Origin of the sequence: Nitrosomonas sp. Is79A3 (assembly GCF_000219585.1) — a bacterium.
In the GTDB taxonomy this organism is placed as follows: Bacteria; Pseudomonadota; Gammaproteobacteria; order Burkholderiales; family Nitrosomonadaceae; genus Nitrosomonas.
In genome coordinates this window covers 3,206,604-3,219,417 of sequence record NC_015731.1, presented here as the reverse complement: position 1 = coordinate 3,219,417, position 12,814 = coordinate 3,206,604, and the positions used below count along the sequence as shown (strand labels likewise).

Genomic DNA, 12,814 nt, shown 5'->3' with positions numbered 1-12,814 from the left:
CACTACCGTTCTTTTAAAAAAGTCGCTACTATTATTTTTAATACTTTAATTACGAGACGAATTACAATCAGGGAGTGTCTAATCGATGCATGTTTTGCTTGTTGACGATCATACCCTGTTTAGAGAAGCACTTATTCATGTGCTTCACCAGCTGGACTCACAAGTCATCGTGCTTGAAGCGGCTAATATTGAAGAAGCAAGACAACTAATCACCCACACCCGTAACCTTGACTTAGTCTTGCTAGATATAGATTTGCCCGGTATTGACGGGTTGACTGCCTTACCCAGTTTGCGGGACTTAGCTCCTACAATTCCAATTGTAGTGCTATCAGGCTCGGAAGCTCCTCAACATGTTAAGCTGGCTTTAGATAATGGAGCAGTTGGTTATATTCCTAAATCATGCAGTAGTCATGAAATGTTGACCGCGCTACGCCTTGTATTACAGGGCGATGTCTATATTCCACCCAAGTTATTGAGTAAATTACACGAATCAGAGCAATCTTTGGTAGCTACCGACGATAAAAACCTACCTCAGAGTTTATTATTAACAGCTCGCCAAATTGAAGTTCTTGATCTTATGGCGCAAGGATTGCCGAATAAATCGATCGCTAAATCATTGAATATGGCAGAAGGAACTGTAAAGCAGCATGTAGCTGCTATCCTGAGAGTGTTGGGTGCACTTAACCGGACGCAGGCAGTGGCGGAAGCTACGCGCCGTGGTTGGTTTCCTACGCCTTGAACAATTTATTATCTGCATTCGATTTCATTAAAAGATATTGCAAAGTGCTTCGCAGTTTGGCAGGTTCTACCGGCTTGTGTAATAGAGGATAACCACTCGCATCGGCCTCACGTAATCGTTCCGGGCCTGTATCACCAGTGATGATTAATACAGCAATTGGGTATCCCAAGTTGGCTTGGAGATTTCTTGCTACCTCTATTCCAGAGATATTTTCTTGCAATCGGTAATCAATAATCAGTAACTCAAACTTTTGCTCACTTGAAATCAGTTTTTCCATCAGCTCATCAGGGGATGAAGCCGTCGTCACCTGACTTCCCCAGCGGGTTAGCAATCCTTTCATACCATCCTGGACTGCGATATCATCGTCCACTACTAAGATAGAGCGGCCTGCTAATGAGTGGTTGGAAAGATAATTTTTGGTAATCTGCCGCTCAGGAAAATTGTTCGCTGTGTCGTGAGCCAAAGGCAAGATGATTGAAAAACAAGAACCATGACCTAGGCGTGAAACTACCTTGATATCGTGATTTAAAAGATTACCCAATCTTTTAACAATTGCTAGCCCCAACCCTAATCCTTGTCGCCGATCCCGTGCCGGATTATGCAATTGATGAAATTCCATAAAGATTTCATCAAGCTGATTGTCAGGAATGCCTGAGCCAGTGTCCCACACCTGAATTTCAATGTTTTCTCCGCGCGGACGGGCAGCCACCAAAATGCGCCCATTCTTAGTGTAGCGTAAAGCGTTTCCTATCAAGTTACGCAGCATTTGTTCCAACATGGCGGGATCAGTATTTACTTTTGCAGTTGTTTGACGAAAGTGCAATGCATTGTGGTTTTCCAGTGCGATCTGCTTAAATTCCCCTTGTAAGCGGATGAACAGCTTCCCTAAAATAAATGGTTCAATATTAGGCTTGACGACCCCGGCATCCAGTTTAGAGACGTCGAGTAAAGCATTCAGCATAGAATTAATGGCAGTGATCGAATCTTCCACTTGCCCTATCACCAAAGCTGTTTCCGGGCTATATACTCGATCAGATAATTCCGCAAAGAACAATCCTAAAGCATGAATTGGCTGGCGTAAGTCATGGCTGGCAGATGCCAAAAAACGGGTCTTGGCTGCATTGGCCTGTTTGGATTCTTCCAGCGCTATTTTCAACAAATCCGATTTTTCATCGGCTTCGCGACGCAATGCAGCATTCTCAAAATTCAAGTACAAAGCATGATCAAGTATTCCGGATAGCCTAAAGCTAGTAGTAACACCATAGACAGTCAATAATGAAAGTATGAGAGCGGGTGCAATGAAGGAATCTCCGCCCTGTAGAAAAAGAAGACTTATCAATAATATTGCAGGTGGGAATGAAGCGATAATCACTGCAGGCAAATAATAAAATGCTGTTAACATGACGCCCACTACGTGAATAATTAAGGCAAAGCTAATGGTGAGTACATTGACTGGTTGAGAAGGCACCAAGAACCAAACTATAGCCATTGCCCAAACCAATCCAAAAAAGGCTGTTACTAAAAGTAAGATGCGCTTAAATTGCCCGAGATTCGCGCTAAGCGTTTTCTTATGTGTATGGTAAAACCGCAGTACCATCCAAAATATAAAACTTACCGCAGCCCATAAAATAAACCAGAGTATGAGTTGTCTATGTGAAGCAACATCCCAAAGCCCAAAAACAAGTAAGGCAGTGACAGGTAACATGCAGAAAAACGAATACCCTGCTTGTTGGGTTGAAACCCACATCCGTTCCACTTCAATTTCATCTTGAAATCTTTGCTTGGTGTTGTTCATCGTTAATTCCCATCAATTACGAATGAAGTCAGATTTTATCTTACTCGCAAAGCGCTAACTGACTTAGCTTTGCTATTATTAATTAAGTTTCAGATTAAGCGTGTAGCCGGTATAGCACAACAGGCCATACGGCCTATGTCTTTTGGCCAAATCTGGCCTTTTGTAGTGCTTTTATGGGCTTGGGGTCTAGGTCATTTGATCAGTACGATAAATGAAACTATATCAGCACTGATTTTTTATAGGACTATAAGTCAAGAAGCCTAATGAAATAAATTGTTTAGCACTTATGGCCCAGGCCGCATGGGATATTTATGAAATGAATGAATCTCATCATACTCTCGACTAAAGATATCTCAGGATACTTTTATTTGTGTAGGTAAAAACTGGATTGGTGAATTTTTCTTGATCACATCATAACTGCATCATAAAAGAAGAAACCACTTAAGAGCTTTCTAGTTTCTGATTTATGTAATAAATAGGACAGGAGGATTGGAAAATGATCACAGATATTGATCAGCCACAACCAATTTCTGCGGCTGACTTGAATATCACAGAGCGGGAGTTTGATGTGTTGCGGCTTGCGATGCAGGGCAACGCACCGTGGAAAGTGGCCAAGATATTGGAGATCAATCCTACGAATACCCGACGTTACTTATCCAAATTGTACAATCAATTCGGAGTGATTGACTTGTATGGCCTGCAATATCACTTCGCTAAAACGGGTCAGTTACTGGGAATTATTTCTTCTTCCCGTGCGCGTGTAGAGCGACGGCTAGGAGAGTTTCCTGAACCTTAATAATGAGAGAATTCAGTGTGTGACTTCCTTATATTTGGCGTATCTTGGAAAACAACTCCTAGGGAACATGAAAATCCGCAAAGCTTAATTAAATCAAAAACGCCAATCCATTTGCAGGCCGCCGATATTGTATTGCTCAGAATATTGCCCTACTAGAAAATCAGCACTTGAGCCTGTTTTGTTGATGGAAGCATCATTCATAAACAAATGTGCATAAGCAGCATGGATACTGATATTTTTTAGAACTAAATAAGTGAGACCAACGGTCAGCCAATAACGACTACTATCAGGGATTCGTGGTGATCTAAGCTGTGAACTTGGAACGGGTGTTTGGTCATAAGCAAACCCAGTTCTAAGAATCCATTTATTAGTTTCTGAAAAATAATTGATACCAAAAGCATATTGCCATGTATCCCGCCATTTTAAATCTAGAACATCGTCACGTTGTGCGGATGCGAAATCTGTTCTGAGCTCCCGTATAAGACTCCAATGTGTCCACAGCGCATCTGCGGAAATAGCCCAGCGATGATTAAGACGGTGGGAAAAACCAAACAAAACAGTGTCAGGTAATGTAACGGAAGTACGAGAATGGGTATCGACGAAAGAATTACTTTGAGTCAGCACAATGGCGTTGTCAGGCACAGAAAAATTCGCGTTGCTGTGCACTTCATGTGCAACTCTGGATCGATAACTGACGCCCAGACGGGTATCTTGAGTAGGTGCATAAAATGCACCGAAATTGTACCCAAACCCTACACTATTACCTTTGAGCGCGGCATGTCCGTCTGCTGCTTGCGGCAAGAGCCCCTGGCTAGCGCAAGATATAGGATCCCTCAGAGCTTGAAGACAAGCTGCTCCTAAATCGACAGCATTCGTTAATTTGGATTGCAGGTACTGGACATTGAAGCCGGCGCCAAGCGAAAATTTTTCCGTTACCTTGAACGATAAGGATGGGTTGAAGTTTAAGGTAACTATTTCTGAGTCTATGGCCTGATAACGCCCTTTCCAATCGGGATGGTAGCTAGTTCGCGCAGCAAATGGAGCATTTACGCCAAGGCCGAATGTAAACCGGTTCGCTAGTTCCTGAACGTAATAAAAGTTTGGAATAAAAGCTGGATTTATTGGTCCTCCTCCATTGCCTCCGGTTAGAGGGGCGCCTCCAAGCACCGGACTTAAATGCGAGGAACTATTTTGGAAGGGATTGGATGGCGCAATGATGTATCCCGATACAGTTACCAATTTGCCTCGGACTTGGCTCATCGCCGCAGGATTAAAGAAAACCATACTGCCGTCTTCGATATTAGTTGGTGCGCCAGAAAATGCCTGACCCAATTCCTTAACACTTTGCTCCATCAAAGCAATACCTGCGCCTAATGCCGGAGCTGAAAAATAAAATAAACTATAGCTTATTAGGCAGCAGATACCTCGACGAGAAGAAGCGGCTACAATTCCATATGATTGAATGATTTCTCTCTCCGTATTTTCATTAAGTACAACCAACCAATTGAATGTATTATTAATTGTAGTGCATTTAGGGTAAAATCAGTAATCTCCATTTATGTTTAAAGAAAATTATGGCAGTACCCTTTGTTTTACTGACAAAAGGGCACCTAGTTTGGTAAATCGTTACCTGCAAAGTGGCGTTATCTTATTTGCGAGAAGGAATTTAGAATGCGAGTTTTGCTTATCGACGATCACAGCTTGGTTTGTGCAGGAATAAGAAATCTGATTTTGCAGGTGCACAAAGAGGCGGAGATTTTTGAAGCAGCCGATGCCAAGGAGGGATTTCAGCTTGCTCGGGATGAGAAACTGGACTTGATTTTCCTTGACCTGAAACTTCCACAAGAAGTAGGGGGCGCAAGTAGTGGTGAGGTTGGATTGAATCTACTTAAAGCAGTTTGCGATCTGGAAAAGTCAGCGCCTGTTATCGTAATGACCGGGGAATTTCTCAGCAAAGGCGCTGTGGAGCGGATCTTGAGGGCCGGAGCTGTTTCATTTGTTCCTAAGACATCTTCTCTGGAAGTTATGCTGGAAGCTATTCAACGTGCGATAGGCGGTGGTGTGTGGCTTCCATCCGAGATGACGGAAATCGGGCAATCTATAGACCAACCCAGTATTGATTCGTTATTGTCTGATCCACCACGGCCAATTACTGCGGCTGACTTGGATATCACTGAACGGGAGTTTGATGTGTTGCGGCTTGCTATGCAGGGCAACGCACCCTGGAAAGTGGCCAAAATATTAGAGATCAATCCTACGAATACTCGACGCTATTTGTCGAAATTGTACAATCAGTTCGGCGTAATCGACTTGTACGGCCTGCAATGCCATTTTGCCAAGACGGGTCAACTGCTGGGAATTATTTCTTCTTCTTCTTCCCGGACGCGGGCGGAGCGCCCGGCTAAAACGGCTTCCTGAACTTTGGTAATGAGGGAGTCCAGTGCGATTCCTTTACGTTCGGTGTACCGAAGCGGCTTGGCAAGTAACTCTTTGGGAATATTAAAATCCGCCGAATAGAAGACGATGGGTACGGCAGTCCAATCAAAGTGTTCTTCAATGAGTTTAGCAACCTCGGCTCCAGTCTGATTGTTACGTAACCGATAGTCCGAGATGACCACATCCGGTGCTCGATCAGGAGCATTTTCAACTAGCTTGTTGAAATCTTTTAGATTGGTGGCTGTGCGTACAATGCAGTTGATAGATTCAAACAATGCTCGTAGCCCGTTTAGTAAGCTCTTATTGTTCTCGACGATGATCACGTAAGCTCCGGCCAGAGAAACTGCGGGTATGCTTACATTCAGTAAGTGTTCGTCATCATATTGGGCAGGCGCATCAGATTTAGGTAAATCAATCGAGAAATGTGAACCACGATTTACTTGGGAGCTAAAGCTTATCTTGTGTCCTGGTAGACGCTCAACCAATAAGCGAACGATGGGTAGGCCAAGGCCGATTCCCGGCGCTTGTTCATCCACTTGATAGAATTCCTCGAATATTTTTGAGCGCTGTTCGGGTGCGATACCAATGCCCGTGTCCCATATATCTATCCGCAGTGTGTGGTGAAGCGCTACTGTACCCACTACGATGCCGCCTTTCTCCGTGTATTTGAGAGCATTGGAAACCAGATTTTCAATCACGCGTTTGAGCATGGCTGAGTCACTTCTTCCATACAATTCATTTGTTCTCGACTGATGAACACGAAACTGAAGATTCGCTAATTTTGCAGATTCGGCGAAGCGTTTCTCGATCTCCATTAATAGCTTTTTCATCGAAACAACTTCCAGCTTTTCCTTGTACACATCCCACTGAAACAGGTCATAGATGCCACGCATACTGTCTCCGATGTCCCGCCCGGATCGTCCGATTTCGTTTAATGCTTCAGTTGCCGAGAGATTGGATCTCAGATTGGGATCCATTTTCATCATCACGGCCTGTGCGCCGATTGCAGCCAGAGGCTGCATGGTGTCATGATAGGCTGCTCGAATAAAGCGTTGGCGTTCTTCCGTTTTACGCTTGAGTAGGTTGATGAATATTTCGCGCTGCTGCGCAGCCGCCGTCATAGTTTCAACGCTGCGTTTACGTTCAAGCCGCGCATTCTCAGCTTCTTGCTCTGCCCGAGCACTGGCTGCAGTTGCCAGGTGTCTTTCCTGATTGGCAATCTGACGTTGCTCTTCCAGTGCTTGTTCCCGTATGAAGCGTTCGCGCTCACTCACCTCGAAACGAACCGCATGACTCACCCCAAAGAAACAGAAACAGAAGTAATAAAAAAACACGGCAAAGGTAAAGTCGGCCTCAAAAGCAGGATGTAACTGATTGATCAGAATGAGGGAGCAAGCTATTACCACTGCCTGTATGATCAGCGGCCTAGCAAAGATATACAGTAATCCAAAAGTAAAAGTGACGGCTAGAATCAAGCCGAAAAAATAGAACTGGTAGTTGACAGGGGTTGGGGCGATGAAAAACATGGCAATGATCCCGAAGCAGCAAAACGTGGATGTGCCTATACCTAGAGCTGTTGCCACTTTCTCATTATGTATGTCACGTGTCCAGAACATTACAAGGCAGATTCCAAGCATAATGGCGCCAGCCAAGCGAATAGCCATAATGGTTGCAAACATCTGCGTAGTATAAATCCATGTTTGGGCTTCATAACTAATCCAATCCCAATAAGCAAAAATAGACCAGGTGAGAAGGGTGATCAGCAAGGTGGCACGGCGGTGTGGAAGAAACCGTTTAGCGTGCGCTGTGCGAAATTCCTGCTCTTGTGCCGGCGGGAAAGGTTGAGGAGGAATCAGTGTTTCCAACACTGCAGCAGCAATTTTCTGAAGCCACTCCGGAAAAATAAATTTGTGCATGATTTGCCTCTTAAACTACTACAGTTGTAGTGCTACGACTGTGGTCTATTAATCAGCCGGTGCTCTCGCCATAATTGAATCAGCAAGCTGAAACATAACGTATTGCTGTTACAAGCCTTGTTGCTGACAAATGGCATGAGGATCAATAGATTGGTCAATTTTTTAACCACATCATATCAATTTACATTAAGTTTCTAATTAATGAAATAAAACAGGAGATTTTAAAAATGATAGCAACAGATAAAGACTCATGGTTTCCTGGATTTGAGTTTCAGGATTGGTTTTATCAGAGCTATTTGGTTCTGCCAACACCTGAGGAAGTCGATGACCTACCAGGTAAAGCAGTTACAGCGAGGAAATGGGCCAGAGGGGAATTCATATGTGGTCAAGCATTCAGATCCACTGTTAATGATAGCGATGGTTACGTATTGGATGGTCGCTTGTCTTTCTTTCCAGGTGTTGAGTTATCGGTATCGGTGAAAGGAGCTCTTGGATCTGGAAAAAATCCAGCGCAATTTGAAGCGACTGGCATCGGAGTGGAAGGTCCAACAAAGGGAGCAATCTATCAACTTACTGGTTGGGCATTCCCCATTGAGAATTTTTTAAACACAGGCGGTAGGAGTATGAGTATTAGAGGTTCGGTGTGGGCAGTTCATGGACCCGATTCGAAACCGGATGTTGATCTTGGTGGTATGCCCATAGGAACAGTTGGAACATTTGTCATTGTAAGCAGAGGCTATGCGTAGTCGGATAAAAATGAGTACGAAAGCGAGAATTATCACGTACAGAATGGCAAATGCATAAGATCATATTGAAATGCACATTCTCAATGTACATTAACTAAATTGAAAATTTGGAGATCTGTTATGTCAAAACCTGATTGGATTATGGAAGCGGAAAAGTTGATCGGCTTACACGAATCACCTGGATCAATAGATAACCCTATCGTTGTTGGATTGTTCAAAGATGCCGGACATTCTGAGGTTATTCATGATGAAACACCATGGTGCGCTGCGTTTGTTGGAGCGGTATTAAATCGCTCTAATCATAAAGGTAATGGATCGTTGTGGGCATTGGATTACGCGAAATGGGGACAGGCACTGGATGATGTTGCACTAGGTGCTGTCGCAACAAAAAAACGCATTGACAATAAAACTGGAAAACTGGTTGGTGGACATGTATTTTTTGTGGTGGGTTGGGATGATAAGCATGTATATGGGCTTGGTGGCAATCAGAGGGATCAAGTATCTATCACAGAATTTAATCGCTCTGACATTGTGGCCTATCGCTGGCCAAGTGATGTACCACTTCCAGACCAACAACCTAAGTTTCTAGCAGTTACGGATTTTGCAGCAGCGGGCTCAGAAGCATAAAAACACGAACATAAATTCAATATCAAGGAAACATATCATGATGATTCTAAAACCACTTTCTTTACTTACAGTGCTAATTGTTATTACTCATTACTTGGTAGAGCCGACACCAGTCAAAGCCAGCATGGTAGTTGGTGGCTGGTGGGCAGGTAGTTGGACATGCAAGATCGATGGAAGGCCTGCTAGGATGGAGTGGCACATCGCGAACAATAGCGAACAAAGCTGTGATGACGACGGTATTTGCAGCTCTACTTCTGCTGTGACATGGAGAGGCCATTTTTCTGACAATGGTTCTCAATGGGTCCAATTAACAAATCTTCAAGTAGGTAAAAAAGGAGGCATCTTTTTTCGTCATGCTGATGGTAATCAATGGTATTTGGGCAAGCCGGTAAACAATAACACGAGTGGATGGACGACATGGAATGGTGTGCGTTATCCACTGTCGTGCTCAAGATGATCGCTAAGAGAAACCTTTTAAAAATCATAGACTGAAAGCTTAGCAAAATAGTGGGCGTTCATGTGTAGAAAGGCTGCTTAAAAAAGTATCCGGTTTTATGTACCACTGCCTAGCCTTTAACCAGTAGTACTGGCAGTTATAGATGCGGGTTCTGGCGGTTCAGAGTCATAAAAATACACTGTAACTGCCAGAATATTTAAAAGTGAGGAGATACATTATGAGTAATAGTGGGAATGAATTGGCCTTTGACGATGCTGATCAACTAGATACTTTTTTAGAAGATAGCAAATCCTTTGATAAGTTGCGTAATTCAACAATTGCAGATGCTAGAAGCGTCATTGATGCATTTAGCACAGAAATTGGTGATAGTGCATGGCCATTCCTAAATCGAGTCGATGTGGCCAACCGACTACTTGAACTAATCGGCAGCGAAAGCAGCGATGCTGAAGACCAGCCGGATGTTGCAGGACGGTTGATCCAGCAAGGTGCGATGAATCTATGTGGCCCTGCTGCATTCTTCCAGTTTGTTATCAAACGCGATCCACTTATGTTTGCGAGTTTTTCAACCAGCCTGTTTAACAATGGGAAGGCTGAACTCGGGCAATTATCTGTGATTCCTGGAGATGAGATTCTCGAGAAAAACTATTCAGATTTTATCCCAAATATGGGAGGATCAATTTGCCCGCAGGCAGATTGGATGGTGATGGGTGCCCTACGTAATGCAACCAATGCTTTCTGGACTGGCTCCTTCCATGGAACACCTGACGAGATGCTCGCTGCAGGGACTACGCCAGCTGAACTTTGCGACTGGCTTAAGAAAACGGGATTGTATTCTTCAGTTCTCAATGAAGCAAACTGGATGCAATCCGCTGGCATCCCCCATGCAACGGGATTGCTGAATGCCGAAGGTACCGATGTCGCGGGACTCATTAATGCTGATCTCATTCGAGCCGCACGTAACCTACCCGCCAATACCTCCTGGCCATTAACAGAGTTTCCCAATCATTGGGTGGTCATCATCGGGGAAACCTCTAAAGATGTGGAGAGAGACGCAGTATTTTTCAATATCTGGACTTGGGGTGGCAGTCAGGCGCTTGAGGTGCCTATGGATGCCTTCATCAATAATTACTACGGTGCTGTGCAAGCCCGGTTCGCGTTTTAATCAATGCTATGTGGCAGATCAGAGATCACGCCGCTATGAACCATCGTTCTTCTAATCATTAACAGGAGATTTAATTATGACCTCTGATTTGCTTTCCCCTCTCGGCCCTCTTTTCGGGCCAAACTTTATCACTATTACGCAGAATGATGAGACTGGTCGAGAATTCCAGCTTGAGGTCTATCCTGATGCGAACAACCACATGTTGAGGGCAAACGGGATGCCGACTCATTATTATTTTGTTCCGCAACGAGTGTTTCTCGCCAAAAAACAGACTTCTCCAGCAGACTTTGATTTCGGGATGACGTTATTTAAGGGACTGCTCACAGGTGAGACTACGATCGGCATTACTGACGACGTGACCACGGGAGGAGCCGTCGAAACAGGGGGCTCATTCTGCACATTTGCGACAACATTTGCAGTGCCAGACAGCGTAATACGGGGCGCGACCAAAAAGTTGAAGCAGTTGGATGGCATTAGACCAGATGAACCCAATCCAGAGCTTGGAATCGTCACGATTGTTGAGAATAATGCTACGATCGAAGTGCCAGATTTAATTAAAGTCGGGCCGGCCAAGATGCCTATGTTTATTAGTGCTCAAGGTGCTGGGAAAGGAAGTATCGAGGCGACCGGCATAAGCGCCTTCCTGGTCACCTGTAACGAGCTTGCTGCAGGTGCGATTGTCGGCTCCCTGAAGAAAGGGATGTCACCGTTTACAGTCCACTACAATCTGAAACAGCAATTTTATATTAATGCGTGCCAGGTTGAGGTGAAGGTCGATGTCGACAAAGTGTTCGAACAGTTTTCCGTAGCACTCTCAGCAGGGGGATTTCTGGGACTTGACAGCATCTCACTTTCCCATGCTTATCAAAGTACCGTAACAAGCGGTGGAATATCGACAAAAATCACTATGAATAACGCCGTGGTAGATGATGCATTGAAGAAAATGATTGAATCTCAAGTCGAAGATATAAGAAAGTTTGCTCTCGACATGGTAAAGCATGAGATTTTTGATTTCAATCCAAAGCCAGACACTCCCGCAACTGCCGATCGTGGATTCTTCAGCAGTATCTTTGGAGGTTCCAACGTCTCGATGAAATCTAACTATCAGAAGCGTAGTGTGCATTTTACTCAAACTTTGGAGATCAACGGGACTATCGCGGTCTATGACACTAAATCCGGTGATCTAAATGATCTAGAGCCAGCAATCAAGGCGAATCTTGATAAATATCTGGCAGTAGTAGATATTGGTGAATATTTTAAAAAACTCCAGGTTGCTGCTACCACAAACGTTAATTGGGATGAAGCTTTGCCCGATGGCACTAAGCTCAATGATCCGATCACTTCGATTCAACTCGAAGTTGGTTATCCGGATTTCTCGAATTCATTTGGAGAAAACAAAAAGCCAAACCCTCAATTCCGCGGTGAAGGCTTTCACTACGTCACTGGTCATAAGGATCAGAACAGGCCAAGTGAGTTGATTCTGTGGAATAATAAGGAGAATGGCAAAGAGATCGTGAATATTGCGTTTATGAAGATGCAGGATCCTGTTCCCGGTTGGGATGTTGATGAAGTGATTCTTCGTAAAACGATTGTCTACGATCCAGGCGATCCACGTGTCGAGTTGTCCAATGGTGGGTCGACCTTCACCAAGGAAGTGCGGACAAAGAGTCATGCTCCCGTCATTACACCCGATGAGGTAGGATATACATTTGTCAAGTTCATGCTTAGCCAAAGGATTCCTAACGCGGCAATTTCTGTGACCTTGGTGTGCAAAATCGGTGAGCGCACAGACCGATTCAACATCACTGCGGAGAACGAGAAGAATATTATTTGGGAGATATTCTCCGACAAGTACTTCAATGAAACCGCTTTCACATACGAGCTCGAGGTTCAAGTGGTTGGCCCGGATTTTACTGACCCCCCCGTTGCTTACGAGACAAAGGAACCCATAAAAATTGACTTGCCGACTGGGCGCATCAAGTATGTGAATCCGGTGAAGCTTCTATTGCCTCCTCCTCCGGTGGATAAGATAGCAACAATCAATGATTACATTAAGAGATTTTCTTCTCTGATAATTGAAAAGAATAACATTTAAGCATCCATAGTTTACATAATCAAAAATATATTCCAGGATCTATTT

The 12,814-nt window shown here is 44.1% G+C and carries 11 protein-coding genes; 8 read left to right on the top strand and 3 right to left on the bottom strand.

Features of this window, described 5'->3' with window-relative positions:
• Nucleotides 1-85: 85 nt before the first annotated feature.
• Nucleotides 86-739: a response regulator transcription factor gene (locus NIT79A3_RS15000; RefSeq protein WP_013966991.1), complete on the top strand. Its 654-nt coding sequence runs from the start codon at nucleotides 86-88 to the stop codon at nucleotides 737-739.
• On the opposite strand, the gene NIT79A3_RS14995 is transcribed toward NIT79A3_RS15000, so the two are convergent.
• The gene (locus tag NIT79A3_RS14995) at nucleotides 729-2,534 is read right to left on the bottom strand and encodes a hybrid sensor histidine kinase/response regulator (protein ID WP_013966990.1); all 1,806 of its coding nucleotides are present in this window, start codon (nucleotides 2,532-2,534) and stop codon (nucleotides 729-731) included. The two genes, NIT79A3_RS15000 and NIT79A3_RS14995, sit on opposite strands and share 11 nt — an antisense overlap.
• Before the next feature lie 496 nt (nucleotides 2,535-3,030).
• Here NIT79A3_RS14995 and NIT79A3_RS14990 point away from each other — a divergent pair, with 496 nt between their 5' ends.
• Nucleotides 3,031-3,330, top strand: coding sequence for a LuxR C-terminal-related transcriptional regulator (locus tag NIT79A3_RS14990; protein ID WP_041360374.1), 300 nt, complete (start codon nucleotides 3,031-3,033; stop codon nucleotides 3,328-3,330).
• A gap of 93 nt (nucleotides 3,331-3,423) precedes the next feature.
• Here the strand turns inward: NIT79A3_RS14990 and NIT79A3_RS14985 are convergent, their stop codons facing one another.
• A complete protein-coding gene (locus NIT79A3_RS14985) occupies nucleotides 3,424-4,830 on the bottom strand; it encodes an outer membrane protein transport protein (protein ID WP_013966989.1) in 1,407 nt (468 codons plus the stop codon).
• Nucleotides 4,831-5,001: 171 nt separating this feature from the next.
• Here NIT79A3_RS14985 and NIT79A3_RS14980 point away from each other — a divergent pair, with 171 nt between their 5' ends.
• Nucleotides 5,002-5,748 (top strand): response regulator transcription factor, encoded by a 747-nt coding sequence (locus NIT79A3_RS14980; RefSeq protein WP_013966988.1) that lies wholly within the window; start codon nucleotides 5,002-5,004, stop codon nucleotides 5,746-5,748.
• Here the strand turns inward: NIT79A3_RS14980 and NIT79A3_RS14975 are convergent.
• Entirely contained in the window at nucleotides 5,676-7,682 is a 2,007-nt protein-coding gene (locus NIT79A3_RS14975) for a hybrid sensor histidine kinase/response regulator (RefSeq protein WP_013966987.1), read from the bottom strand. The genes NIT79A3_RS14980 and NIT79A3_RS14975 overlap by 73 nt on opposite strands.
• Nucleotides 7,683-7,909: 227 nt before the next feature.
• Here NIT79A3_RS14975 and NIT79A3_RS14970 point away from each other — a divergent pair, with 227 nt between their 5' ends.
• The 5 genes from NIT79A3_RS14970 (at nucleotide 7,910) to NIT79A3_RS14950 (ending at nucleotide 12,769) form a co-directional block, all read left to right on the top strand.
• On the top strand, nucleotides 7,910-8,428 hold the full coding sequence (locus tag NIT79A3_RS14970) for a hypothetical protein (protein ID WP_013966986.1): 519 nt from the start codon (nucleotides 7,910-7,912) through the stop codon (nucleotides 8,426-8,428).
• Nucleotides 8,429-8,548: 120 nt separating this feature from the next.
• Nucleotides 8,549-9,055 (top strand): TIGR02594 family protein, encoded by a 507-nt coding sequence (locus tag NIT79A3_RS14965; RefSeq protein ID WP_013966985.1) that lies wholly within the window; start codon nucleotides 8,549-8,551, stop codon nucleotides 9,053-9,055.
• Nucleotides 9,056-9,092: 37 nt separating this feature from the next.
• Nucleotides 9,093-9,512 (top strand): DUF6006 family protein, encoded by a 420-nt coding sequence (locus NIT79A3_RS14960; protein WP_013966984.1) that lies wholly within the window; start codon nucleotides 9,093-9,095, stop codon nucleotides 9,510-9,512.
• 217 nt (nucleotides 9,513-9,729) lie between these two features.
• Nucleotides 9,730-10,674, top strand: a complete 945-nt coding sequence (locus NIT79A3_RS14955) for a hypothetical protein (RefSeq protein ID WP_013966983.1) — start codon at nucleotides 9,730-9,732, stop codon at nucleotides 10,672-10,674.
• A 76-nt stretch (nucleotides 10,675-10,750) separates the two neighbouring features.
• A complete protein-coding gene (locus NIT79A3_RS14950; RefSeq protein WP_013966982.1) occupies nucleotides 10,751-12,769 on the top strand; it encodes a hypothetical protein in 2,019 nt (672 codons plus the stop codon).
• The last annotated feature ends 45 nt before the right edge of the window (nucleotides 12,770-12,814 follow it).

Coding starts and splice junctions, on each gene's coding strand:
- NIT79A3_RS15000 (WP_013966991.1), top strand. CDS start 86: ATGCATGTTTTGCTTGTTGACGATCATACCCTGTTTAGAGAAGCACTT.
- NIT79A3_RS14995 (WP_013966990.1), bottom strand. CDS start 2,534: ATGAACAACACCAAGCAAAGATTTCAAGATGAAATTGAAGTGGAACGG.
- NIT79A3_RS14990 (WP_041360374.1), top strand. CDS start 3,031: ATGATCACAGATATTGATCAGCCACAACCAATTTCTGCGGCTGACTTG.
- NIT79A3_RS14980 (WP_013966988.1), top strand. CDS start 5,002: ATGCGAGTTTTGCTTATCGACGATCACAGCTTGGTTTGTGCAGGAATA.
- NIT79A3_RS14975 (WP_013966987.1), bottom strand. CDS start 7,682: ATGCACAAATTTATTTTTCCGGAGTGGCTTCAGAAAATTGCTGCTGCA.
- NIT79A3_RS14970 (WP_013966986.1), top strand. CDS start 7,910: ATGATAGCAACAGATAAAGACTCATGGTTTCCTGGATTTGAGTTTCAG.
- NIT79A3_RS14965 (WP_013966985.1), top strand. CDS start 8,549: ATGTCAAAACCTGATTGGATTATGGAAGCGGAAAAGTTGATCGGCTTA.
- NIT79A3_RS14960 (WP_013966984.1), top strand. CDS start 9,093: ATGATGATTCTAAAACCACTTTCTTTACTTACAGTGCTAATTGTTATT.
- NIT79A3_RS14955 (WP_013966983.1), top strand. CDS start 9,730: ATGAGTAATAGTGGGAATGAATTGGCCTTTGACGATGCTGATCAACTA.
- NIT79A3_RS14950 (WP_013966982.1), top strand. CDS start 10,751: ATGACCTCTGATTTGCTTTCCCCTCTCGGCCCTCTTTTCGGGCCAAAC.